Annotated in this window: 14 protein-coding genes; 1 reads left to right on the top strand and 13 read right to left on the bottom strand. The window is 64.7% G+C overall.

All coding sequences use genetic code 11. The annotated features are described in order from the left end of the window. Positions 1-62 precede the first annotated feature (62 nt). The 13 genes from ABT352_RS29485 to polA form a co-directional block, all read right to left on the bottom strand. The gene (locus ABT352_RS29485) at positions 63-920 is read right to left on the bottom strand and encodes an SAM-dependent methyltransferase (RefSeq protein WP_350948212.1); all 858 of its coding nucleotides are present in this window, start codon (positions 918-920) and stop codon (positions 63-65) included. A 316-nt stretch (positions 921-1,236) separates the two neighbouring features. Continuing rightward, positions 1,237-2,622 carry a glycoside hydrolase family 10 protein gene (locus ABT352_RS29480; RefSeq protein ID WP_350948211.1) on the bottom strand — a complete coding sequence of 462 codons (1,386 nt, stop codon included), beginning with the start codon at positions 2,620-2,622 and terminating at the stop codon, positions 1,237-1,239. A gap of 157 nt (positions 2,623-2,779) precedes the next feature. Beyond that, entirely contained in the window at positions 2,780-4,030 is a 1,251-nt protein-coding gene (locus ABT352_RS29475) for a cellulose binding domain-containing protein (protein WP_350948210.1), read from the bottom strand. A gap of 361 nt (positions 4,031-4,391) precedes the next feature. Beyond that, on the bottom strand, positions 4,392-5,705 hold the full coding sequence (locus ABT352_RS29470; RefSeq protein WP_350948209.1) for a CE1 family esterase: 1,314 nt from the start codon (positions 5,703-5,705) through the stop codon (positions 4,392-4,394). Positions 5,706-6,535: 830 nt separating this feature from the next. Then, positions 6,536-6,784, bottom strand: coding sequence for a hypothetical protein (locus tag ABT352_RS29465; RefSeq protein ID WP_350948208.1), 249 nt, complete (start codon positions 6,782-6,784; stop codon positions 6,536-6,538). 567 nt (positions 6,785-7,351) lie between these two features. Then, positions 7,352-12,787 carry a LamG-like jellyroll fold domain-containing protein gene (locus ABT352_RS29460; protein WP_350948207.1) on the bottom strand — a complete coding sequence of 1,812 codons (5,436 nt, stop codon included), beginning with the start codon at positions 12,785-12,787 and terminating at the stop codon, positions 7,352-7,354. Positions 12,788-13,216: 429 nt separating this feature from the next. Continuing rightward, a complete protein-coding gene (locus tag ABT352_RS29455) occupies positions 13,217-16,276 on the bottom strand; it encodes an AfsR/SARP family transcriptional regulator (RefSeq protein WP_350948206.1) in 3,060 nt (1,019 codons plus the stop codon). 295 nt (positions 16,277-16,571) lie between these two features. Beyond that, positions 16,572-17,750 (bottom strand): ArsB/NhaD family transporter, encoded by a 1,179-nt coding sequence (locus tag ABT352_RS29450; protein ID WP_350948205.1) that lies wholly within the window; start codon positions 17,748-17,750, stop codon positions 16,572-16,574. Between the two features lie 57 nt (positions 17,751-17,807). Further along, the gene (gene coaE, locus ABT352_RS29445) at positions 17,808-18,407 is read right to left on the bottom strand and encodes a dephospho-CoA kinase (RefSeq protein ID WP_350948204.1); all 600 of its coding nucleotides are present in this window, start codon (positions 18,405-18,407) and stop codon (positions 17,808-17,810) included. A 157-nt stretch (positions 18,408-18,564) separates the two neighbouring features. Then, complete coding sequence (locus tag ABT352_RS29440; protein ID WP_350948285.1) at positions 18,565-19,014, bottom strand: GNAT family N-acetyltransferase; 450 nt, start codon at positions 19,012-19,014, stop codon at positions 18,565-18,567. 193 nt (positions 19,015-19,207) lie between these two features. Then, on the bottom strand, positions 19,208-20,716 hold the full coding sequence (gene rpsA, locus ABT352_RS29435; protein ID WP_350948203.1) for a 30S ribosomal protein S1: 1,509 nt from the start codon (positions 20,714-20,716) through the stop codon (positions 19,208-19,210). Positions 20,717-20,937: 221 nt separating this feature from the next. Next, on the bottom strand, positions 20,938-22,023 hold the full coding sequence (locus tag ABT352_RS29430; RefSeq protein ID WP_350948202.1) for a polysaccharide deacetylase family protein: 1,086 nt from the start codon (positions 22,021-22,023) through the stop codon (positions 20,938-20,940). 486 nt (positions 22,024-22,509) lie between these two features. After that, positions 22,510-25,245, bottom strand: coding sequence for a DNA polymerase I (gene polA, locus ABT352_RS29425; protein WP_350948201.1), 2,736 nt, complete (start codon positions 25,243-25,245; stop codon positions 22,510-22,512). 68 nt (positions 25,246-25,313) lie between these two features. Between polA and ABT352_RS29420 the strand changes: the two genes are divergently transcribed. Continuing rightward, the gene (locus tag ABT352_RS29420) at positions 25,314-25,736 is read left to right on the top strand and encodes a hotdog fold thioesterase (RefSeq protein WP_502992902.1); all 423 of its coding nucleotides are present in this window, start codon (positions 25,314-25,316) and stop codon (positions 25,734-25,736) included. Positions 25,737-25,763 lie beyond the last annotated feature (27 nt).

Below are 25,763 nucleotides of genomic sequence, written 5' to 3'. Positions count from 1 at the left end.
TCGGCAGATGGCGGCGTGGGTCGATGGGCGGGCGGTCGTTCGAGGTGACCGCCCGCGAGGTCTTACGGTTTTACGGCCAGGCCACCGTAGGCCCACGCGTGGCCGCCGCCGGGAATCGGTTCTTGGTATTCGTCCTCGTCCGGTCGCCAGGTGACCACTTCGACGAGTCCGGGAGCCGCCATCGTCCAGCCTTGGAAGAATTCCGTCACCTGCGCGTGGCTTCGCGGGACCATGGGCGCCGCCCCCTTGTCGAAGGGCTTGGTGAACTGCTCTTCTGGCCCCTTCGGTGCGAAGTCGAGCGTGACGTGCGACAGCAGCAGTTGGCTGCCCGAGGGGACGGCGGCCTTGTATCGCTCGACCAGCTCGTGGGGCCTTTCTTCCTCGGTGATGAAGTGCAGGACACCGGCCAAGATGAGCGCCACCGGCCGGGTGAAGTCGATGACTTCGGTGATCTCGGGATGCGACAGGATCCGGTCCGGATCCCGCAGATCGGCCTCGATCACCGTGGTCATACCTTCTTCGCTGCTCGCCAGCAGAGCGCGCCCATGCACCAGGACGATGGGATCGTTGTCCACATACGCCACGCGAGCTGCTGGGTTGACCTGCTGAGCGATCTCGTGGGTGTTCCCCTGCGTGGGGATGCCGGTGCCGATGTCCAGAAACTGGGTGATTTTGGCGTCGGCGGCCAGATGGCGTACGCCTCGGCCGAGAAACGCCCGATGGGCGCGTACCCCTTCCCGCGTGCCGGGTGAGAGTTTGACGAGTTGCTCCCCCACCTCGCGGTCGGCGGCGAAGTGGTCTTTGCCGCCCAGGAGATAGTCATATATGCGTGCCGGATGAGGGATCGTCGGGTCGATTCGCGCGCCGGGCGCATTGGCATCGGCCGCCTGCGCACTTAATCGGTTGATGGAATCGGCCATTGATGCTCCTCGAAGATGCGACTGTACCGACGCGGCCGTCTATACAGAATGCGACATCGCACACTGTAGCCCGTTACCAACCAGTTCGCCGCTTATGCGTATCGACTGATGGACTGCGTCGATGCTCATGACCAATGGGTGGGGCGACCCGATGAACCTATCTCCGGCGCATACAGCTCATATCCACATCAAGCTCTCAAAAAATGCCATCCTTCGCGATTCGATTGAACCATTTCATTGTTCGCGGGGTACGGCGCGTGACCATTGAAACGGTTTCGTCTCCGGTGAAGGCGTGCTCTCGCCGCCGGGCCGGGGTTCATCCCGTCAGGCCGTCGCAGGTGATCGACGGGGTGACCGCCGTGCCGTGAGCGATGAAGCCGAAGGTGGTCGAGGCTCCCGCCGCGACGGAACCGTTGTAGTCGACGTTGCGGACGGTCACGTTGGAGCCGGATACGGTGTGCTCGCCGCTCCACAGGCTGCTGATGCCCTGCCCGCCCGGCCAGGTCCACCGCACGGTCCACCCGTTGATCGGCGCGCTGCCTGCGCTCACCGTCACCGTCGACCGGAAGCCACCCGGCCAGACGTTGTTCGTCCGCATCGTCGCCGAACACTCGCCGATCCTGGGGGTCGGCGTGGGTGTCGGGGTGGGGTCGAGGTTCGGGCTCGCGGCGTTGAGCGCGTCCAGGACGGCGTTGTAGGCCGGCTTCTTGTCACTGCCGCTGAACAGCAGCGGGGTGTCACTCGAACGCCAGGAGTCCTGGTCGCGCACCCCCCACACGGTGATGCCGGTGCAGCGCGCCACCGCCAGACAGTCGTTGACCACCGCGGCGTAGGTCTGCGCGGGGGCACCCTGGATGTCCAGCTCGGTGATCTGCACGTCCACACCCAGGGCGGCGAAGCTGGAGATGGTGGTGCGGAAATTGCTGTTGTACGGGCTGCCGCTGTTGAAGTGGGCCTGCAGGCCGACGCAGTCGATCGGCACGCCGCGCGCCTTGAAGTCACGGACCATGTTGTAGACGGCCTGGGTCTTGGCCCAGCTCCAGTTGTCGATGTTGTAGTCGTTGTAGCAGAGCTTGGCGGCCGGGTCGGCGGCCCGCGCGGTGCGGAAGGCGACCTCGATCCAGTCGTTGCCGGTGCGCTGGAAGTTGGAGTCGCGCCGGCTGCCGGAGTTACCGTCGGCGAAGGCCTCGTTCACCACGTCCCAGGCGTAGATCTTGCCCTTGTAGTGGTTCATCACGCCGTTGATGTGGTCGATCATCGCCTGACGAAGGCCGCTGCCCGAGAGCGACTGCATCCAGGCCGGCTGGCCGGGGTGCCAGAGCAGGGTGTGTCCGCGCACCCGCTTGCCGTTCTGCACCGCCCAGTCGTGGATGCGGTCGCCGCCGGTGAAGGTGAACTGGCCCCGCCTCGGCTCGGTGGCGTCGATCTTCATCTCGTTCTCGGCGGTGATCATGTCAAACTCACGGTTCGCGATCGCGGTGTACGCCGAGTCGCCGAGCTTGCCGGCGCTGATCGCGGTGCCGAAGTATCGCCCGCTCCGCTGGGCCGCCGCGGCCAGCGTGGACGCGGCCGCGTCGGCCGGGAGTGGCATCGTCTGCGTGGAGACGATGCCGAGGATTCCGACAGTTGTGGCCAGCAGCGCACGTCGCAGGCCACGGGAAAGTCCGCGGGTTCGGGAAGGGGGTGACGCGTGCGAACTCATGCCTGAGCCTCCATGGCTGGACCGACGATGCGGGAGGTCACGGGAGCGTTCGCGTGTACGGCCTCTCGGCCCCGGTCGCCGGGTCCATCGGCGGCCGGGGCCGAATTCTCACTCTCGCTCCCTTGAGGATCGGTGGTCGACGGTGCGGGTACGCGGGTCAGAAGTTCTTGGTGCGGACCGTCCAGGGGGCCCTCGCCGCCAGTCCCGAGGGGCTGAGGATGTAGGCGCGTGCCGTGGCGTTGTCGTTGAGGGTCATGTCCAGGAACTGGACCAGCGCGGTCATGCCCTCGTTCATCTGCGCGCCGGTGATGAACCCGACGTGACCGGCCTGCGGATGCTCGGCCAGCACGGACGGTACGCGCGCGAGGTCGTAGTTGGCCCGGCTGTTGTCGTAGGCGATGTCGGAGGGTCCGCCGTGCATGAACATCGCCGGGGTGTGCAGCTTGGACAGTTCCGAACGCGGATACCCGAACGAGCCGTCCGCGAAGAGTCCGCTGTCCAGTGAGACGACACTCTTGACCCGCTGGTCCTGGGCGGCGATCAGCGCTTCCAGCCCTCCGCAGGAGTGGCCGGCTGTGGCGACCCTGGACAGATCGAGGCGCTGGTAGAGCGGTGAGCCGGCGCGGGCGTTCTCCCGTTCGGCCCAGCCGATCCCGTCGGTCAACAGCGACGGGATCGGAGACCCGCTCGCCACCCCGTTCGGCGAGTTGTCGACCGACGCGGTGTTCACCACGACGATTCCGCGGGCCGCGACGAACGTCAGCGCTCGGACGACCTCGCTCCCGTTGGTGTGGGCGCACGCCCCGTTACCGAAGAGCAGCACGGGCATGGCGCGCCCGAGGGCCGCCGGATTCGTCGGCCTGTACACCGTGTAGCGGTTGGTGCCGTACGCCCCCTCCCGCGTGACCGGGAAGTTGTTCTCGATGAGTGGCCGGTTGGAAGGATCGGGAGTCGGCGTGGGGGTCGGCGTCGGTGTGGGGGTCGGTGTGGGGGTCGGCGTCGGAGAGGGAGAAGGAGTGGGCGTCGGGGTGGGTGAGGCGATGACGCCGGTGCAGGTCACGCCGTTCAAGGCAAAACTGGACGGCACCGGGTTGGAGCCGTTCCAACTTCCGTTGAACCCGAAGCTCGTGCTGCCTCCACTGGGGATGCTGCCGTTGTAGGGGGCGTTCGTCACCGTGACCTGCGCCCCGGACTGGGCAACGGTGCCGTTCCACAGCTGGGTGATGGTCTGCCCTGCGGGGAACGACCAGGTCAGTCTCCAGCCGCTGATCGGGTCCCCGAGGTTGTCGACGTTCACACTCGCGCCGAAGCCACCCTGCCACTGGTTGGTGACCGTGTAATTGACCCGGCATCCGGCCGCCGACGCCGACGCCGACGCCGACGCCGACGCGATGTGTGTACCGGCCACACCGGCACCGACCATCAACAGCGCGGCTGCGACGGCTGCCGACGGCCTTAACCGCAGGCGGAGGGAAGTGAGGTGTCGCATCGATCATTCCAATCTCGAGACATGGCGTTCCGCAGGACGAGCGCGACTTCGCGGAACCCCGGCTGAGGACTCGCTACGGCGGTAGCCGAGGTTCCGCTGCTCGCCTGCGGGCCGCCCGACGACCGGAGTGGCGGGCTGTTCCACGTGGTACGGGGTTTCCTGGCCCGGCCAGAGGGCGAGGCCATGCGTCGTCGCGACGAACGGTCACCCCGGCCTGCCACGGTGCCCTGGCGAGGGGATGGGAGCGTTGGCTCCCATCCCCTCGCCGCTGGTGACCGGGTCAGGCGGTGGTGCAGGTATTGCCGTTGAGGGTGAAGGAGCTGGGTTTGGAAGTGTTGCCGGTGTGAGTGGCCTGGAAGCCGATCTCAAGGCTGGCCCCGGGGGCCAGGGCGGCGTTGTAGCCGACATTGGTCGCGTTCACGGTGCCGGTGGTGGGACTGTAGGTGGCGTTCCAGCCGCTGGTGATGGCCTGGCCCGAGGGCAGGGTGAAGCTCAGGGACCAGCCGTTCAACGCCGTCGAGCCGGTGTTGGTGATGCTGATGGCGGTGGTGAAACCGTTGTTCCAGCTGTTCATCGTGTACGCCACCCGGCAGGCCCCTGTCCCAGGTGTGGGGCTTGGTGACGGGCTTGGGGTGGCGCTCGGCGACGGACTTGGTGAGGGAGTGGTGGTGGAGAACTGCGTGAAGAACTTCCACACCTCCGCCGGCACCCATGTCCTGGAGCCGCTGTCACCGGGGGCGCCGTCCTGCGGGGCGGCGATGTGGCCTTCGTCGAAGGCGGCCCAGGCGACCGGATAACCCGCCCGGCACCCGGAGTAGGTGGTGACGCGGTGCGTCAGACTGCCCTGGCTGGGCTCGGGAGGGTTCTGCGCGGTGCATCCGTTGTTGCGGACGAACGTGTCCCGCAGAGACCGGCCGCTGCCGACACCGAGGACCGAATCCCTGATCCCGTGAATTCCCAGGTAGGCGATGGGCTGGGTGCCGCCGCTACAGCCGCTGAGCAGCCCGCCGGACTGCACCGCGACGGCGCGGAAGACGGTGGGCCGGGAACACGCCAGCGAGTAGGACATCGCCCCGCCGTAGCTGAACCCCAGCGCGAAACGCTGGGAGGTGTCGACGCACAGATCGGCTTCGAGCTGCCGGAGGATGTTGTCGACCAGGGCGACATCCTCACCACCGGAGTTGGCCCATCCGTTGTTGAGCCCCTGCGGGGCGACGAAGATGGCGCTGTTGTTGGCCAGCCTCTGCAACCCGTAGTAGGCCCATACGTCGCGCTGGACGGTCTGCCCGGTCGCCACATCGGTGGCGGTGCCACCCAGCCAGTGGAACCCGAAGATCAGCCGGTAGGGACGGTTGTTGTCGTAGCCGTCGGGAATCCGCAGGATGTAGGAGCGGTTCTTGCCGTTGTTCTGGATCGAGTAGGTGCCGCTGCGCAGGGTCGGCGCCTTGCCGCACCCGGCGGTCGGGGCCATCGCGGCCAGGCTTCCGGACGAGGTGGTGCCGGCGCTGTGGCTCAGCGCCGCATGAACCTGAGTCAGGACGAGGAGCGCCGCGATGCCGGCAGCGGCGAAAATGGACTGAGTTCGTGAGATCACGTTGCCTTCTCTGGAGTTGGTCTCGACGACGTGGCTGGGAACCCTCACTCCTTCCTCTCGGACCAGGCACCGAGGTGCCGATGACAGCACACCAGGGTCTGCGCGCAGGCCGTCGCCGGCCTGTGGTGGGGGGGTTCAGCCCGGCGGACCGAATCGGCCGTCGAACCTTTGCCGCATGTTTCTCGCACACGGCGGCAATCGTCGGAGAAAGCAGCGCCGACATCATGATTCGGCATGCGCCATCGGCAAATCGGCGCACCAGCCGATCACAGTCCTGGCTATATCTCCAAAGTAAGGTCGGTGATTGTTAACGCTAGCATTTCAGCGCGTCGGATTGCGCGTTACGGTAGGCGCGAGAAAGCCTGGCTGTCAAGCAAGGTAGTGGGGTTCATGCGCGGATCCGGCCAGCGGGGTGAAACTTTCATCCCGAGGCGCCGGCAGGTGACCCCGACCGGCAACGAGAACGCAGGTCACGGCGTTGAAGCACCGCGAGTCGTTATTTCGATGAATAAGCTTATGTCGACAGGCCCAACATCATTGGATGCACTCCGTGAAACCGTCTTTTATAGAGACTGTTGCGAGGGCGGATTTTGCCAACAAGACATTGGTGATGACAATCGATATGATTGCCCGCTTCCACGTCCTGCCGCCCCTGTATCCCGCCTGCGTCTGCGGCCCGTCCTGGCAGGTCCCGGCTCCGCACCTCTCGCAGGTTGAGGTTCGGTCGCCTCGGGGCAGGACACGTCACCCTCTTCGCGCGGGAAGACCCAACACCGAAAATGGCCTTTCGGCCTGAAGGAACGGATTGGGCATCTGATTAGAAACCATGGTTATTCACGACAAAGATCGTATTCACCCGGTTCCCGTATCGAGAAATTCAACCCCCACGCGACATACATCGAGGTGGGTGTGGGAGGCGCGCAGACCCGCACATCGCAGTCGCCCCGAAAACGCCAGTCGCCGCTCCCCTCAGGGGTCCAGAAGTGCAGCATGCTCAGCGACGCGATCACGTAGTATGTATCGGCCGTCTCGCTTTCGCCGTAGACCACGCCGTAATAGATGATCCCTTCGGTAGCCACCCGGACAGATTCCGCAGAAGGGCCGACGGCAGCACGACTCGCGGCGGCCAACCTGCCTCGGATGGCTTGACTGATCTTGGTAGGTCAGGCTCTCCTGGCGGACACATGCCTGAGTCGATATCGCACGTCGAGCTCCCCATAGATACTCGGATTACCCTGGACAACCAGAGGCGTCTATTCGGAATTTTGTATAGGAAATTTTCCTACACGATGGAGTCTCACCACCTCGTGCCTAATAGATAGTCTGATAACCCAATACAGGATCCAGAGCAGCGCCGCCACAAATGCGACCGCAAGCAAGAAAAGGAAGATTGTCAAAGAAAATCCGATTTCCATGAGAAAGTCCCCTATATTTGCAGATATGAACACTAAATTGAGGGTTTCGAAAAGACCTATGGATCACCAGTCCGCACATCAGTGAATGCAGCTATTGTTTGATGAATAAAAATCACAAATATACGCCTAAATAATGGATGGTGAGCCAAAAGGTGCATTCCGGAGGCGCTCGAGCGTTCAGAGCGCCTCCGGAATACCTCCTATTTCAAAATGAGCTGATTTCCGAACTTATCATTTATCCCTTACCGCTTCCGCGAGCAACCGCCCACGCGTAGGACGGCACCCTACCCCCTTGTTTTCTTTATGCCATATCCATCCTATTTCCACGACGAACGTGCGTTCAGTGTGGCACACGATGGAATGATCTGCCATGAGAGTATACTTCATGCCCGATAGTTTGAATTCAGCGCTCAGGACACCGCGGAAGTGGTGCCCGAATCGAGTAAGTCCACAAAACCCGATAAGTGGACTTGTGCTGCACTCGGCTACAACTTCAGGTTCACTGCGCCTGACTGTTGTCTTAGCATTCGCGAGGTTATTTGTGAGTTTCGTTTCATGGCAGCTCCCTCCGACCTCACGCCCAACCGGAAGGGAAAAATTGAACCTGTAATCGGGAGAGTTATTGAAGACCTCAGGGGCAATATCTGTCCCTATACTGCTTCCTATATTTAGGGTTTCCTGAAGGAAGCATCCTTTGGCAATAACCTCCATCCCCTTTTTCTTATTTGTACCGAAAGTTGCCTTTTGCATCATCTTGCCGAATTCGGTATTCCAGTATCGATCAGAATTCGGGTAAGCGAAGAACATGTTTTCGAAGCGACGCACCGCCCACCATTCATGAGCTTTCTTTGTGCCCCAATCCACCGGCGTGGACCACTCAGAATAGATCGACGAACGCAGGTGCCAATTTTTTATCCCCAGACTCTCTATTTGCTGACAATAAATGTCATATGGCTTTGCACGGCAGCCCCCAGCAGTAGATCCGCCCGTGTTACCTCCCTCGGAAACGCCACAGACTATCTCTACCGTTCCATCAGGATTGACGGCCCCGGAGCATGGGTCATGACCGTCGGTTGTATCCTCGTAGTTTGGCAGCGGAACATCGATGATGGTTAGTCCACCGCAACGGTCGAAAACGAATATCGAGATGGTCGGATCGCTCGGCTCAACCTGACCGGCGGAGGTCACACGTGTTTTTGCAGACGCCCCTCTCGCTACCGCAACCTCTTCCTCCGTAGCGGTCTCCTCCCAACTGCGTGTCACCCTCGCTATCACACGAGTTGTGCCGTTACCGCCTTCTTGGGCAACCACATCGTCGAGAGTGACCGTGGAGTTCGAGCGGCTGACACCTGCGATCTCCAAAGCTTGTCTATCCCTGATCAGGGATGCGTCGAGCAGGGAGAGTCTGGCGGCGACCGGTGCATCAGGAGTCACCCCGGGCGCATCCCACACTGTGTCCGCTCGGCCTTCCAGCACAGCGTCTTGCGCCTGATAATAGGCTTTAATCCTGTCAATATATTCTTGCGTCCCGGATTCCGATGATGCGCTAAAGTTGGCGGTTACAGAAGACGCATCGAGGAACGGTACACAAGAGGTAACCGACCTCGGTGGCGGAGGAGGAGGTACGACTTTAGGCGTGACAGATGCACTTTCCCAGCCGCTGACGCCAAACACGGTCTTGGCTCGCACCTTGACGGTATGGCTTTCGCCGTTGGTCAGTCCCGAGATGGCCGCGTAAGGATCCTTGACCTCCAGGGTTTTGACGACCGCATCACTACTGTTAGTGACCTGAATATCATAACCGCTAAGCATGGCAACACTGCCGTTGCTCTCCGGGAGACCCCAGCTAGCGATCGCCCCCGCGTCGCCTGCCTGTGCGGTGAGGTTGAGCACCTTACTGGGAGGACCAGCAGGTAGATAGGTAAGTGCGAGTGTTGGCTGCTCCGCCGCTGTCGCATCACCGAAGCTGATGACCTCCTCCTTATTGGAGGTAAGCATCAACCATTGGTATTCAGTGCCGACGATGTCCGCCTGAGGATCATTTAACGGCAGGGAGTGGGGCGTAGCACTAGTATCTACGTCGCCTGCCAGACCCGAGCCCTTGGTCTCACCAGTAACCTGGCTTTTCAACGGGGTAGCAGTGATGATCGCGTCCGCTGGACAGATCCCGGCTGGGCAAACCGGAGTGCCAAGTTTAAGGATGCCTTCCGAGACACCCGCGCCATCTGGAAGCTCGTTGAGCCTGAACCCGATCACCGCTGCCGTCTTGTTCGTGCCAGTACCCCCAATCTGCATGGCGGTCGAGTCGGTCACCGCACAGGGCGAACCGTCGCAGGCGGTGGGGTCGGTCTTGGCGGTCTTGATGACGAAGTTGTCCTTGAGCAGGGTCAGGTGGTTGACGGTTTCGGCCGGAGGCTCCGTTGGAGTGCCCGGGGTGGTGAAGGTGACAAAGGCGGTTTTGGCGGTGCAGATTTCCTCCACGCCTTCGTCCTGAGCGGTCGGTGCGGCACCTTCCCTGGCAGGAGGAGCGGCGTTCGACTTCGAGGCTGCAGAGGCCTGGGCGCCGAGGGTGTAGAACGTCCACTGGTAAGGCGCCATGGTGTTGCCGGCGAGGTCCTTGGCGCCGGTTACCTTGGCTACGTATCTCCCCTCTTCCGGCAGGTAGACAGGGTCAAGAGTCAGGATTTTGCCGGTCGCGTCCATCCGCACCGGGCCGTCTATCGTGATGGGAGGGAAGTCGGGATGGTAGCCGATAACCTCGATCTGGGCGCCTGCCACCCTCTCGCTGAACGTCACCACCAGATCGGTATAAGGGGTGACTTCCCTCGCACCGTTGGCCGGAGCGGTCCTCACCACCGTGGGAGGGGTCGTGTCTCCCGTCGGGGTGGGAGTCGGAGTCACGCTCGGGGTCGGGGTCGGGGTCGAGGTGACCGTCGGGGTGGGAGTCGGGGTCGGGTTGGGATCCGGACCGGGTGACGTGCCGCCTCCGACGACGCAGGCCTGCATCTGCCACTTGTAGGTGCGACCGGCCTGGACGGTGTTCTCCGCCACCTGGAACGATGCGCGCTCACCGCCGTTGACCGTCCTAGCCCCCAGGGGGCTCGATCCGATCGGCGTGCCAGCGTTGTCGTACAGGAAGTACTTGGCGGTGACGGGGCCGCCCGAGGGGCGGTTGACCATGCCCGACAGGATCGGCCTGGTGGGGTCGGCCATACCGGTCTCGGCGTCCGTGGGAACGTACGGTGCGTCGGTGGTGATGCGGTAGTAAGGGCTCTCGCTGCAGGTCATCGGGGTGGCCCCGTTGATACAGGCCCGGACGGAGAACTTGAAGCTGTCGACGTTGCTGACGTCGTAGGTGATGGACGCGGCCTGACCAGAGGGCAGGTTGGCGTTGGTGGGCGGGGTGAGGTTGAGCATCCACTGGATCTCGGTGGGGCTCAGAGCGCGGTCGTAGGCGCGGATCTCGTCATAGGCGGCCTTGACCGAGGAGTAGGCGACGCCGCCGCGCCTACCGTCGCCGAGTTCGAAGGACCGGTCGGCCCGCCACGGAGTGACGGTGTAGTCGGCTTCCGCGGCCTGGACACCGTTGACGTACAGGCGGATCTTCTTGGCGGTGGCGTCGTAGACACCGGCCAGGTGGGTCCAGGTGCCGATCGACGCCGTCGCGGAGGACTTGATCTCCGTCACCGGACTGGTGGCGGTGTTGTTGTGGTACATCTGCATGTTCCACTTGCGAGCGGTGGAGTCGTAGCCAACGCTGAAGGCGCTGTTGACGGTTCCGTTCTGGCTGATCAGCGGGATCGTGCTGGTCCCGACATCCAGCCTGACCCAACCTGCTGCGGAGAAGCTCTTGTCCGTTCGCAGCACCGGACCTGCGGTCGAGGCATGGGAGGGAACCCCGGCGGAGCCGTTGAGAAGAAGCGCCTTCCCGTCCTTGCCGTCGATCCACGAGTAGCGTCCGTCGACGAAGGTCAGCAGGTTGCCCTTACCGCTGGAATCGGTGCCTCCGGTGCCGTCGGTGAAGCTCCACTTCCCGACCTCACCGCCGCCGGTCGTCCAGGAGGGAAGCGGCGCGGTGGACTCGACCACGGACACGTAGTAGTCGATGTTCCTGCCGTCGACGGAGGTGGACTTGTAGCTGACCTTGGCCGAGCTCTCGCGCACGATCGCGTGGTCGCCGTCCATCGAGTCGACCGACTCGGCGGTGACCGTGGGGATCTCGGGCGGCAGGATGTACTGAGTGATCAGCTTGGGCGGGGTGGCACCGGCACCGGTCATCTCCGCGGAGTGGAAAACCGCCGAGTAACCGCTGTAGCGATCGACGTTCTCGGTGGGGCCCTCAAGCCCGACGCCGTAGTTGGGCTGGCCTGCGACCCAGTCCTTGACCCAGTTGGTGATCGGCCAGGTCATCACACCGGGAGTGAGGACATTCGTGGTCGGGCACGGGGTGGCCACGAAGTCGAGACTGGAAGGTTTGTTGGACCAGGTCATCCTGCCCGGTGTCCAGCCGGTGTTGACCCGGGTGGCGTACACCCTGCCGTTGCCGCGCTGGTGACAGGCGGGTGACTCGGTGCGCCACAACTGCATGGTGGAGGAGATGATGGGCTTGTTGGCCAGGCTGGCGACGTCGAACGTCAGATACGAGCGCCAGTAGTTGACCGCGTCCACTCCGTTACAGCCGGAGTAAACGGCGCCGATCTTCAGCAGTGTGGCGCCCGGCTGGTCGTTTGTCTTACAGTCCGCACCGCTGGAGAGCAGAGTGTCGGTTTTGACGGTCAGGGTGGAGGTGGGGTCCACCACGACGGGATAGACGGTGGCGGGGTCGGCCAACCAGTCGGCGTCCGGTTTGAGGACCAGCGTCCGTTTGCCATTCTCCTCGATGACGGAGGTGGCGATCGGAGCGTTACGCGGAGCCTCGCCGGCCTTGGGATCCTGCGTGCCGACGCCGGTGCTGTCCCACATCACCGGTTTCGGCGCCTGGGCGACGACCTTCTTGTCCTTACCTTCGGTGAGTTCCAGGCCCCCTCGCTTGGACACGGCGAGGGTCAGATCCTGAGACTCCACCGGGATGCGGATCTCCAGCGCCTTCTTGGGACGCTCACGCAGTACGACGTCATGCTGAAAACCGGTGGGCAGGGCGGTGACGACCAGGTCGGCCGCAGGTCCGGCGGCGTTCAGGTAGGTGGCGACGTTGCCCTTCACCACAGGACGGGGCAGCTTTCCGTCCCAGGAGAAGCTGAGGCTCTGGTCCGTATCACGCTTCATCACCGCGAACGGAACGTCGGTCCCGCCGAGGGAGAAGGCGAGGTCGGCCTTGGCCACCTTGGGCTTGAGGACGCCGTCCTGCTCCACCAGCGTGGTGTCGATCCACGCCCACCGGCCGTTGTCATCTCTGACCTGCGCGGGACCCGAGTACGACTCCGTCTTCAGGCTGCCGTCCGGGAAGGCCCAGGTTCGCGAGGTCTCGGTAAAAGCTCCGATGGCCTCGATCGGCTTGTTCTGCTTCCTCGCCTCCGCGACCGCCGCGCGCAGCGGAGCATCGGGGTCTTTCGGGCGAGGGAACGGCGTCTGGGGCGGCGCCGAGGGGGCAGGGCCGGGGTCGGCGGCCTGTGCGGGCAGGACGCCGCCCGACACCAGAAGCGAGGCGACCAGGGCCGAGACGGTCACGATCGTGGTCGTGACCCGCCTGTTCGGTCTGCGCCGCCGAGGCGGCGCGAAGGGACGGTTCGGTAAGGGAAACCCCACCGGTGCCTCCATCGTGAAAGGGAGATTGACCGGCCGGGCAAGAAAACAGGAGGGCCCGGCCGAAGATGATCGCGATAAGCATCCCTGCCGGTGCTGTTGATCTTGTCTGGCAAAATGTCGCGATCTTGGTCGAACTCGGACTTCGCCTGCTCACAGCAGGAGTCGGGGCCTCCGGCATCCCTCGCGGAGCATCGCCAAACGTTCCGCCCCTGGGTCACGCATCCACACCCGATGGGAAAGATCCTCTTGAAGCGATGATCGACCAACGGATCAGGTCGAGCCTTGAGATCGCAGGGCACTTGGAGCGCCATCCCATGGCTCGCGATACAGGAATGCCTCTGTAGCATTTATTCAGAGCGCCGCCAGCCGTTTGGCAACAGCATCCGCCTCGGGAATTCCCATAGGGGTAAAAACAGCAAGGGCTTTCTCTAGGTGGATCTTGAATTCTTCCTTTTCGCCCAAGGCTTCCATGGCTTCGGCAATTCCCTTGTGAGCGTACCCTTGGAAGTAGACATACTTCAAATCCATGGCCAACTGCAGGGCGGCCCGAGAGCTCTTCACCGCCTCGCTCGGATTTCCACTGGCAAGAAGAGCATTGCTCAGATCGCAAAGAATTTCACATTCGAGCTCCCGGTCGCGCACTTCCCTTACCTGAGCGAGAGCCCTCTCGTGATATTCGATCGCCTTGGCGTGAAGCCCGCTCCGCCCGTGATCCCTGCCGAGATTATTGATGGCATCCGCTTCAAGGCGAGCATTTTTCATCTCTCGCCCGACCCGAAGGGCTTCCGTATGACATTTCAAAGCCTCATCGATCCGACCGAGCCGTAAATAGGCTTCCCCTTGATACAAGAGAATGTAAGCATCTTTATGCCGACCATCCTCTTTTCGTACATAGGAGCGGCACTCCTGAAGGCTTTCAACAGCCTCCTCAAACCGCCCTAGCTGCAGGTTGGCTATTGCCAGATGGTACAGCGCACCTTGCCCGTCAGGACGTTCGCCGAGCGCACGCTCGATCGCGAGAGACTGCTGACAGATTTTAATCGCCTCGCCTGGCCGCCCCGTACGGATAAGACCGTATCCGATGTCGCGCAACGCCTTTGCCTCACCTCTGCGGTCCCCTGTCGCACGTCGCAAAGAGAGAGCCCGTTGCTGTAGCTCTAGATAGTCATCGTATTTTCCAACAAAAATATATGCGTATCCCAGGGCACCCAGTACTTCAGCTTCAGCATGCAGATCATCAAGTTCTCGGGTTGCGATAAGACTAATCCGATGAGTAGCGATCCAATCGTCTATACGATCGTTCAGATAGAAAAAACGAGACAGGGTTCGAGCCATCTTCCAAGCATGGTCACGCCAGCCTTGAACAGCGCAGTAAGAAATCATCGAGACAAGCGACGGGTATTCCTCCTCCAACCAGAAGGCAGCCGCCTCAGGCCGACCGAATATCTTCTTAAAGCTGTATTCGGCTGGAACGTCTGTCAGCATACTGATCCGGCCTGGGTCGAAGAGGTTCATAGCCTCGTCAGCCATGTACAAATACCAGTCGAAGAGACGCGACAACGCGTCACGCCGGTCAACCACTCGATCGTCAAGTTCGCTACGATCACGCGCGTAGACTCGCACCAGATCGTGTATCGTCAGCCGTCCCCCGTCCCCGCGCTGGATCAGGTGAGCGGCCACGAGCCTGTCGATCGCGGCTCGCCCCTCGCCGGAGGACAGACTCGCCAGCGCCAGAACGGCGTCGACACCGATGTCAGGCCCAGGGTGAAAGCCCATCAGCCGAAAGACTTTTCGCGCGGTTTCGGGCAATGCTCGGTAGGAAAGCTCGAAAGCGGCGCTGACTCCAGTGTGTGGATCCTCTCCGATATCCAAGACGACGAGTGGGTTCTCATTTCGGAGCCTTGCCACGAAGTCGGCGATGGACAGGCTCGGCTGTCCTGCGAGATGAGCCGCCGCCAGGCGGAGTGCCAAAGGCAGGTGACCACAGAGCTCAGCCAGCTGGGACAGGGCCTCGATTTCTCCACGGGTCTGCTCGGTTCCCAGGATTTCGACGAGTAGGCCTCGTGCCTCATCGGCCGAGAGGACACCGAGAGTAATATTGCGGACATCATGGGTAACCCAGAGTCCTCGTAAGGAGTCGCGACTGGTGATGACCACTTTGCACGAAGGTGAACCGGGGAGCAGCGGACGGACCTGATCAGGACTCGCCGCGTTGTCGAGAATGATGAGAACTCGCCTGTCGGCCAGGATCGACCTATAGAGGGTCTCTCGTTCGTCCGCCTCCTGCGGAATCTCCTCCACCGCCATACCAAGCCCGCGCAGGAGACGATGCAAAGCCTGCGCCGCCTCCACAGGCTGCCCCTGCGAATAACCGCGAAGGTTCATGTACAACTGCCCGTCTGGAAACAGCCCCGCCACCCGGTGTCCCCAGTGTGTCGCGAGCGCGGTCTTCCCGATCCCCGCCGTACCAGCGATGGAGGTGATCACCGTGGCCTGGATACCGCCTTCGCCCCTGGATAACATCAGGTCCAGTTGCCGCAGATCATCCTTCCTACCGGTGAACCGGGCGATGTCGGAGGGCAACTGACGGGGAATTGGCATCGAGCGTGGAACAACAGCCACTTCAAGGTGCCGTGGCTCCGGATCGAGCGACGGGTCGGCCGAAAGAATTGCCTGATGAAGTCGGGCCAGATCCTCTCCCGGTTCTAGCCCTAACTCGCTCCGGAAGTACCGATGCACGATCCGGTATTCCTCCAACGCCTCCGCTACTCGCCCCTCACGGTAGAGGGCGAGCATTAGCTGACCACGGAACCTTTCGTGCAGCGGATTTTCGGCAACGAATCGTCTTAGCTCACCGATGAGTTCGGAGTTCCCGCCCAAGGCGAGATCGACGTCTATCCGCTCGGCGAGAGTGATGATCCGCCGTTCTTCCAACGCGGGACCTTCGGTCATCTGAAACTCGGGGTGAGTACCAGCGAGCGCTGGACCACGCCAGAGCATCAGGGCTTCACGGAACCGCTCCGCCGCCCGTACGACATCGCCCGCCGACAGGGCTGTTCGCGCCAGGTCCACTTCACTGTCGAAGACATCAAGGTCCGAGGAGTCGGCAGGAATCTGCAACGCGTATCCCGTAGGGGAACTCGCGATAACAGCGGCATCACCCAACAGGCGGCGCAGAGACCATAGATGGTTGTGAAGCAATCGTCGACCGGAAGCGGGAACAGCGCTCCCCCATAGCGCGACCAGCAGTCGATCGTGGGAGACAACGCGGTTCGCGTTCAACACCAAGACTGCCAGCAGGGTTCGCTGTTTCTGTCCAACGACTGACACGAATCGTTCGTCACGCCAGATCCCCACCGGTCCGAGTACGCGAAACTCCATGTCTCTCCAGGTTTCTTCGATACGTATCAAAACACAAGAAAATTATGGCGCACTGTTCTAGTCCATGCACATACAGTCACACCCGTTCGGGTCTGCCGCGATACACAGATATAGGGCGCCAAGCCATGCAAGATCAAGATATTTACAAGAAATGAGATGATGAAACCTCTCCCGGATACCCGCGAAGCTCTTTTCGCTGCTTCATAAAGATCGGAGAGTGTTCAGGTGAGCACCGCTGAATGCGACGCTCGATCAAGGTTCCGCTACATGGACCACTCGTCGATGTCGTGGCGAAACCGAAGGGGCGATCTGTCGCCCCGACGGCTCAGGCTGTGAGCAGCAGGGCCGCCACGGTGGCCGGGACGGCTACCACGACCAGTGCGGTCCCCGCCAGCAGGAAGGTGCGTATCGGTACCCGCACTCCCCTGCGGCGGCACCACTCGAACCAGAGCAGGGTGGCGAGGGAGGCCCACGGGGTGATCACCGCGCCGACGTTGGTGCCGATGAGCAGGGCGAACAGCGCCTCCCGGTCGCCGACGGGGATGACCTGCTCCACCGCGGTGTAGGCGGGCAGGTTGTTGATCAGGTTGGACAGCACCGCGCCGACGGCCACCACTCCGTAGGCCCCGTCACCCGTGTGGGTTCCGATCAAGGTGCCCATCACCGAGGCCAGGCCGTGCCGGCTCAGCGTGGGCACCACCAGGAACAGGCCCACCACGAAGACGAGCAGTTGCCAGGGGAACAGGGCGAAGGTGAGCTTGGCACGGTCCCGCCAGGCGAAGGCGGCAATCATCAGGGCCGCCCCGGCCAGGGCGGCGAACTGGATCGGCAGTTCCAACAGGATCGCGGCGACGAAAAGCGCACAGACCCCGGCCGCGATTGCGAACAGCGCCCGATCCGCGACCGGCTCGGGGATCGGCGGGGTGTAGCGATCGGCGCCGCGCCGGCCCCGGCGCCAGAAGAACACCCACAGGAAGATCATGGTGATCGCGATCGCGACGAGTTGGGGGATCCAGAGCCTTCCCGCGAACTCGCGGGTGGACATCTCCACCCGTCCCAGGACCAGGAGGTTCGTCAGGTTCGAGACCGGCAGCAGCAGGCTGGCGGTGTTGGACAGCCAGAGGGTCGTCATGGCCAGCGGCAGTGCGGCGATCCCGGTCCTGGCCGCGAGGGCGAGCATCACGGGCGTGAGCAGTACCGCGGTGGTGTCCAGGTTCAGGAAGATCGTGACCAGCGACGCGAAGGCCGTGCAGAGCAGGAAGAGCACGGCGTACCCACCGCCGCCCAGCATCGCCAGCCGGGTCGCGATCACGTCGAAGAGCCCGGCCTCCTTGACGAGGTCGGCGAGGACGACCACCGCGGCGAGGAAGAGCAGGATGGGGGCGATCCGCTCCATCTGGCTCTCGGCCTCCCGCAGGGGAAGCAGGCCGGTCGCGACGAACAGGAGTCCGAGGCCCAGCAGCGCGAGCCGGATCCAGTCCAGGAGGGTCAGTCGTCGCAGCACATCGGAAATGATCGCACGCCTCACCTGGGCGGATCGCTCCAGGAGGGGTGAGGGGGCTCAGTCGGTGGCGCGGGCCTTCAGGTCGGACCAGAGGCCGTCCATCCGGGCCTCCAGCTCCTCCAGGGTGCCCTCGTTCGGCACCACGATGTCGGCGATCTCCAGCCGCTCCTCGCGGGTCGCCTGGGCCGCGAGCCTCGCCCTCGCGTCCTGCTCGCTCATGCCGCGCAGCTCGACCAGCCGAGCGAGGCGCACCTCGTCGGAGGCGTCGACGACGATCACCACCTCGTACATGGGGGCGAGCTTGTTCTCCGTCAGCAGCGGCACGTCGTAGATCACGATGCTGCCGGGGGCCGTCTGCTCCTGCAGCTCGGCGACTCGCGCGCCGACGAGGGGGTGGACGATGGCGTTGAGCGAGGCGAGCTTCTCGGAGTCGGAGAAGACGATCGAGCCGAGCTTCTCCCGGTCGAGCGAGCCGTCCTCGCGCAGGATGCCCGTGCCGAAGACCCCGGTCACTCGCGCCAGCCCGGGGGTTCCCGGCTCGACCACCTCTCTGGCGATCTTGTCGGCGTCGATGATCACGGCGCCGCGGGCGCCCAGCCTCCGGGAGACCTCGCTCTTGCCCGACCCGATGCCACCGGTAAGCCCCACCATCAACATGATCCGCAGCATACGCCGTACCGGCCGTGCTGCGGCATGGTCGGCTCGGAAGCCGGAGTCGCCGCCCCTCTCGGCGCCGGAGGTCACGCCTGCCGCCCTTCAGGCGCAGAACGCTCCAACGGGATCGATTCGCGCACGAAGACGCTCCTGGGTGCCCTCAGAGCTCCCTGCGCATGTGCACCAGGGTGAGGTGGTCGGTCATCCGCTCCCTGCGCGTCTCGCGGTAGCCGTGGCGGCGGTAGAGACGCAGGTTGCCCTCCGACAGGTGGCCGGTGAACAGGTCGAAGGCGAGTGCCGTGGCGGCCTCCTCGTGCAGGGCGGCCAGCAGTTCTCCGCCGATGCCCTCGCCCTGCCGGTCGGGGGCGACCACCAGGCGGCCGACCAGGCAGGTCGTGCCGGACATCCGGCCGCGGACCGCGCCCACGATCCGCGCTCCGTCGCGGGCGACGAGCACGGTGGCCGTCTCGACGGCCTGACGGACCTGGGCGATCGACTCCACGAGCGGCGCGATGAACGGGTCGCCGTAGAGCTGGGCCTCGCTCACGTAGGCGGCGCGCTGCACGGTCAGGATCTCGCCCGCGTCCTCGGGCTCCGCCCACTCGATCATGGTCACGGCGCCACCCTAGCGGCCGGGCGAGAGACCTCAGGAGGCCCCCTCGGCACCGGGGGGAAGAACGAGGTGAGCGGAAAGGTCAAGCGCCTGCCCGGCGGGAGACCACCCCGAGACGCGGAAAGGGCCCCGCCGGAGCGGGGCCCTTTCTTCGATCTTCTACCGCGTTGTCAGCGCCGTCGGCACCGGGTCAGCTCTGGCCGCCCGCGAGCTTCTCGCGCAGGGCCGCGAGAGCCTCGTCGGAGGCGAGGGCGCCCGCCGCCGGAGCGGAGGAGCCGCTGCTGCCGCTGGTGGAGGCACCGGTGGAACCCGAGGACGGGGTCTCGCCGGAGTAGGACGTGGGGGCCGCCTCGCCCGCCTCGGCCTCGGCCTTGCGGGCCTCCTCGACCTGCTTCTTGTGAGCCTCGAAGCGGGTCTGAGCCTCGGCGTACTGCCGCTCCCACTCCTCGCGCTGCTTGTCGAAGCCTTCGAGCCACTCGCCGGTCTCGGAGTCGAAACCCTCGGGGTAGATGTAGTTGCCCGAGTCGTCGTAGGTCGCCGCCATGCCGTACAGCGTGGGGTCGAACTCGACGTCGGCGCCGATCGCACCCTCGTTCGCCTGCTTGAGCGAGAGCGAGATCCGGCGGCGCTCAAGGTCGATGTCGATGATCTTCACGAAGATCTCGTCGCCGACCTGGACGACCTGCTCGGGGATCTCGACGTGGCGCTCGGCCAGCTCGGAGATGTGGACCAGGCCCTCGATGCCCTCCTCGACGCGGACGAACGCACCGAACGGCACCAGCTTGGTGACGCGGCCCGGAACGACCTGACCGATCTGGTGGGTGCGGGCGAACTGCTGCCAGGGGTCTTCCTGCGTCGCCTTGAGCGACAGGGAGACGCGCTCGCGCTCCATGTCGACGTCGAGCACCTCGACGGTGACCTCCTGGCCGACCTCGACGACCTCGGAGGGGTGGTCGATGTGCTTCCAGGAGAGCTCGGAGACGTGGACCAGACCGTCGACGCCGCCGAGATCGACGAACGCACCGAAGTTGACGATCGAGGAGACGACGCCCTTGCGGACCTGACCCTTCTGCAGGGTGTTGAGGAACGTCTGGCGAACCTCGGACTGGGTCTGCTCAAGCCAGGCGCGGCGGGAGAGAACCACGTTGTTGCGGTTCTTGTCGAGCTCGATGATCTTCGCTTCGAGCTCGCGGCCCACGTACGGCTGGAGGTCGCGGACGCGCCGCATCTCGACCAGGGACGCCGGCAGGAAGCCGCGCAGGCCGATGTCGAGGATGAGACCACCCTTGACGACCTCGATGACCGTGCCGGTGACGATGCCGTCCTCGTCCTTGATCTTCTCGATCGTGCCCCAGGCCCGCTCGTACTGAGCGCGCTTCTTGGACAGGATCAGGCGGCCTTCCTTGTCTTCCTTCTGGAGAACAAGGGCCTCGACGTGCTCGCCAACCTCGACGACATCCGCCGGGTCGACATCGTGCTTGATCGAGAGCTCTCGCGAGGGGATGACACCCTCGGTCTTGTAGCCGATGTCGAGCAAAACTTCGTCTCGATCGACCTTGACGACGGTGCCCTCGACGATGTCGCCGTCGTTGAAGTACTTGATGGTCAGGTCGATCGCTGCGAGGAACTCTTCCTCGGAGCCGATGTCGTTGACCGCTACCTGCGGGGTGCTCGAGGTGGCCTCAGTGCTGCTCGTCATGTGTGGAGTTGCTCCGAACGCGGACAGATGTCGATGTGGCGAACGCGCGGCAGGCTTCTTACCGTCAGCCGAAGAAAAAAGTATCGGCGTGATCGAGCGCGAGCCCACTCCGTCCGAGACACGCGCGAGCCCACAACGCAGCGATCAGCATATGAGACCAGACGGGTATGGTCAATCCAACGACTCTACGCGCCCACGTGCCAGAAGGATAACGATCTCGCTCAATAAGCGTTGATCTTCTTCCTCTGGTCCGCCCTGATACTACCCCGAAGCCTGTCCGGGATGGAGATGCGTTCGGGGTCGCCGTCGGCCGTGTAACGCTCGCCGGGATGCTTGTCCAACCACCCGAGCCAGTAGTCCGAACACCACTTGCGGCACTCCCCCTTTTTGCCGTTGCTCTGGATCCGCTGGATCGCGCGCCAGTCGTGGCCCTTGACGAACGGCGAGACCGACGGTTCGGCGCCGGCCAGGAAGACGCCCTTGAACCGATAGGAAACGTCACGCCATTTTCCCGACTGCACGGTAGATCTTTTGCGGGGCATCGCACCGAACGGCAGCGCCATCGTCTCCGAGGGGGGCACACCGAGCCTCTTCAGCAGCCGCTCGACCCTGGCGAGCTGCTCGGCGATCTTCTTCTTGGGCAGGCTCGGCAGGTGGGGGTGGCTCCAGGTGTGGTTGGCCACCTCGAAGCCCCGCGAGACCAGCCACTGCACGGCCCGCTCCTGGTCCTTCTCCTCGCGCAGGCCGAACGGGTGCTGGTTGACCCAGAAGGTGGCGACGGGCCGGAAGCCGGGATACTTCACGGCGACCTGGTAGATGATGCCGACCGCGGTGTCCTTGACCGGGGTGCCGTCCGCCTCGAGGGCGAAGTGGCTGGGATGGCCGTCGTCGAAGGTGAGCACGACCGGATACTTGCCCGCCGGGATGTCCATCCTGCCGGTGGCGAACTCCTGGGCGGTGACCGGCACATAGCCGTCCCTGGCGAGCCTCTCCAGTTCCTTGCGTACCTGGGCGGGGGTGCGGTCGATCGACGCCAGCCGCTTGCGGGTGATCCGGTGGTACATCAGGATCGGGACCGCTCCGGCCTCGTTCGCCTTCACCTGCCGCGCGAACTCCGCCGAGGCGGTGATCGGCGGCGGCAGCTCGGCCGAGGGCAGGTCGGGTGTCGGCGAGGGGGACGCGGAGGAGGTCGGGGACGGGCCACTCACCGCCACTCCCTGCCGGGGAGCGCCGGGCGGCGCCGAGGCGGACGGGAGGACCAGGAGCCCTATCAGCGCCACCGCGACGACCAGTACGTTGGCCATCATGATGATCTTCGTCAGGGGGGTCGTACTCCGCACTGAACTCCCGTGCCCGTCGAGCTTTTCGGCTTGGATCACCACCTTAGAACAGGCTTCGGACAGGCCTGGCCGATCGATGGGCCCGACGGGGCGGAAACGGTCTCTCCCCACCCGGGAGGTGATCGCCAGGACACGGCGTCCTCCCAGGTGGGGCCGGTGAGGCTCTCGACGGTCGGCGTCCTCACAAGTTCGTGAGAGAGCCTGTGGGACGGTGGCCGCCGAACGAGCCGGGGCCGCCGGCACCCGGAGTCCCCGCAGGGGCGGCCGAGAGCCGATCCGGACGGCGCCCACCGGATGGGGGTCCCGGGACCGTCGGCGTCCGGAGTCCTCCCAGGTGCGACCGAGAGCGGTCGGCGGGCACGCGGCGGGCACCGACGGTCTCCGGGCGACTCCGGAGGCCGTCGGTGCCCGCCGGCCATCCCAGGAGCCGCCCAGGGCCCCGTCAGTGGCCCGTCAGTGGCCGGCGTCCTCCCAGGTGCGGCCGACGCCCACCGAGACGGCGAGCGGGACGCGCAGGGAGTATGCGGCGTTCATCCGGTCGGTGACCAGCTCCCGCAGGGTCTCCAGCTCGCCGGGGGCCACCTCGAACACGAGTTCGTCGTGGACCTGCAGCAGCATCCGGGAGCCGAGGGCCGCCTCCTTCAGCGCGCTCTGCACGTTGAGCATCGCGACCTTGATGATGTCGGCGGCCGACCCCTGGATGGGCGCGTTGAGCGCCATCCGCTCGGCGATCTCGCGGCGCTGGCGGTTGTCGCTGTTGAGGTCGGGCAGGTAGCGGCGGCGGCCGAGGATGGTCTCGGTGTAGCCGTCGTTCCTGGCCTGCGCGACGATCGCGTTGAGGAAGTCGCGGACGCCGCCGAACTCCTCGAAGTATTCCTCCTTGAGCGCCCGCGCCTCGGAGACCGGGATGTTGAGCTGCTCCGACAGCCCGAAGTCGGACAGGCCGTAGGCGAGACCGTAGTTCATCGCCTTGATCTTGGCCCGCATCTCCCCGGTGACCTTCTCGGGCTCGACGTCGAAGACCCTCGCCGCGGTGGCCATGTGGAAGTCGTGCCCGGACTCGAAGGAGGCGATGAGCGCCTCGTCACCGGACAGGTGGGCCATGACGCGCAGCTCGATCTGGCTGTAGTCGGCGGTGAGCAGGGTCTCGAAGCCCTTGCCGACCACGAAGCCCTGCCGGATGCGGCGGCCCTCCGCGGTGCGGATCGGGATGTTCTGCAGGTTGGGCTTCTCCGAGCTGAGCCGGCCGGTGACGGCGACGATCTGGTTGAACGTGGTGTGGATGCGGCCGTCGTCGGCGATCTCCTTGATCAGGCCCTCGACCGTGACCTTCAGCTTGGCCTGGTCGCGGTGGCGCAGCATGATCGTCGGCAGCTCGTGCTCGGTCTGGGCGGCGAGCCAGGCCAGCGCGGAGGCGTCGGTGGTGTAACCCGTCTTGGTCTTCTTCGTCTTGGGCAGGTTGAGCCTGACGAACAGGATCTCCTGGAGCTGCTTGGGCGAGCCCAGGTTGAACTGCTCGCCGCCCACGGACGCGTGCGCCGCCTCGATCGCCTGCTTGACCGCGGCGCCGAACTCGGCCTCCAGCCCGCTGAGATACTCCCTGTCGGCGGCGATGCCGGCCCGCTCCAGCTCGGCCAGCACGGTGACGAGCGGCAGCTCCACGTCGCGCATGAGGTGGGTGCCGCCCAACGGCTCCAGGAACGTCTCCAGCGCGTCGGCGAGCTCGCCGACCGCGAGCGCCCGCAGGGCGAGGTCGTGGGCGCCGTCGTCGTCCTGGTCGTCGAAGAGACTCGCCTGGCCGCCGTTGTCGGTCTCACCGCGCAGCTCGCGGCGCAGGTAGACCCGCACGAGGTCTTCCAGCGGGAACGAGCGCTGCCCCGGCATCGCCAGGTAGGCCGCGAGCGCGGTGTCGCAGGTGAGGCCGCGCAGCTCCATGCCCTGCGCCCACAGCGCGAGCATCGGGCCCTTGGCGTCGTGCACGGCCTTGGGCTTCGACGGGTCGGCGAGCCACTCGCGCAGGGCCGCCTCGTCGGCCTCGGTCAGTGTGGTCGGGTCGATGAACGCGGCGCCGGGACCGCCCGGGGCCGCCTTCCCCTCCCCCGTGCCGGCTCCCGCTCCGGCCGCCGCGACGGCGATGCTGTCGATGCGGCCGGTGCCGCTGCCGTACGTGCCCTTGAAGGCGAGGCCGGCGCGGCCCTCGGGCAGCGCGCGCAGCCACGGGGCCACCTCGTCGGGGCCCAGGGTGACGACCTCGACCTCGAAGCCCTCCTCGGCCTCGGTCTCGGGCGAGCCGATCGTCTTGAACACCCGGTCGCGGATCTCGCCGCGGAACTCCAGCGTGTCGAGGATCTTGTTGATCTCGTCGCGGTCGGCCGTGCCGATCTCCAGGCTGGTGACCTCGCGCTCCAGCGGCACGTCGCGGATCAGCTGGGTGAGGCGCCGGTTCATCAGCACCTGGTCGAGGTGGTCGCGGAGCTTGTCGCCGACCTTGCCCTTGACCTCGTCGACGCGGTTGACCAGCTCCTCCAGCGAGCCGAACTCGCGGATCCACTTGGCCGCGGTCTTCTCGCCCACGCCGGGGATGTTCTTCAGGTTGTCGCTGGAGTCGCCGCGGATGGCCGCGAAGTCCGGATATTGGGCCGGGGTGAGCTCGTACTTCTCCAGCACCGCCTCGGGGGTGAAGCGGGTCATGTTGCTGATGCCGACGCGGGTCATCAGCACGGTGATCCGCTCGTCGACGAGCTGCAGCGCGTCGCGGTCGCCGGTGACGACGAGCACGTTCATGCCCTGCTCGGCTGCGCGGGTGGCGAGGGTGGCGATCAGGTCGTCGGCCTCGTATCCGGCGAGCGACAGGTGCGGCACGCCCATCGCGTCGAGCACCTCATGGATCAGGCTCATCTGGCTGCGGAAACTGTCGGGGCTCGCGCTCCGGTTCGCCTTGTAGTCGGCGTATTCCTCGTGGCGGAACGTCGGCTCGGAGCGGTCGAAGCAGACCGCCACGTGGGTCGGCCGCTCGTCGCGGAGCACGTTGACCAGCATCGAGGTGAAACCGTAGACCGCGTTGGTCGTCTGGCCCGTGCTGGTGGAGAAATTCTCCTCCGGCAGGGCATAGAACGCCCGATAGGCCAGTGAATGCCCATCCAGCAGCAGGAGACACGGTCGAGTGGGGGTCGCTTCGCTCTTCGGCACAAAGAAAGCCTAGTCTCCTGGTGCGACAGAAAACCTGGCCTCGCACGACAGGAGACTTCCCTTTGACCGTGACAGACCCCGAGGAAGCCGCTCGGCGGATCGAGGAGGCGCTCGGCGCCTCGTACAAGAACACGCTGGTGGAGCTGATGGGCATCGTCATCACCGAGGCCGATGCCGAGCGGGTGGTGGGCACGATGCCGGTCAAGGGCAACATCCAGCCCTTCGGTCTGCTGCACGGCGGTGCCTCGTGCGTGCTGGCGGAGACCCTGGGGTCGACGGGAGCGACCCTCCACGCGGGTCCCGGGCGGGTCGCGATGGGTATCGAGATCAACGCCACCCACCACCGCGCGGCCACGTCAGGGCTGGTCACCGGGATCGCCACCCGGATCCACGGCGGCCGTACGCTCGCCACCTACGACGTCGAGATCCTCGACGAGCAGGGCCGCAGGGTGTGCACCTCACGCCTCACGTGCATGCTCCGCGACGCCTGAGGCGTCCGAATCGGACCCGATCACGTC

The organism is Streptosporangium sp. NPDC000563 (assembly GCF_040299985.1).
Taxonomy (GTDB): Bacteria; Actinomycetota; Actinomycetes; order Streptosporangiales; family Streptosporangiaceae; genus Streptosporangium.
This window is presented reverse-complemented; position numbering and strand designations above follow the sequence as displayed.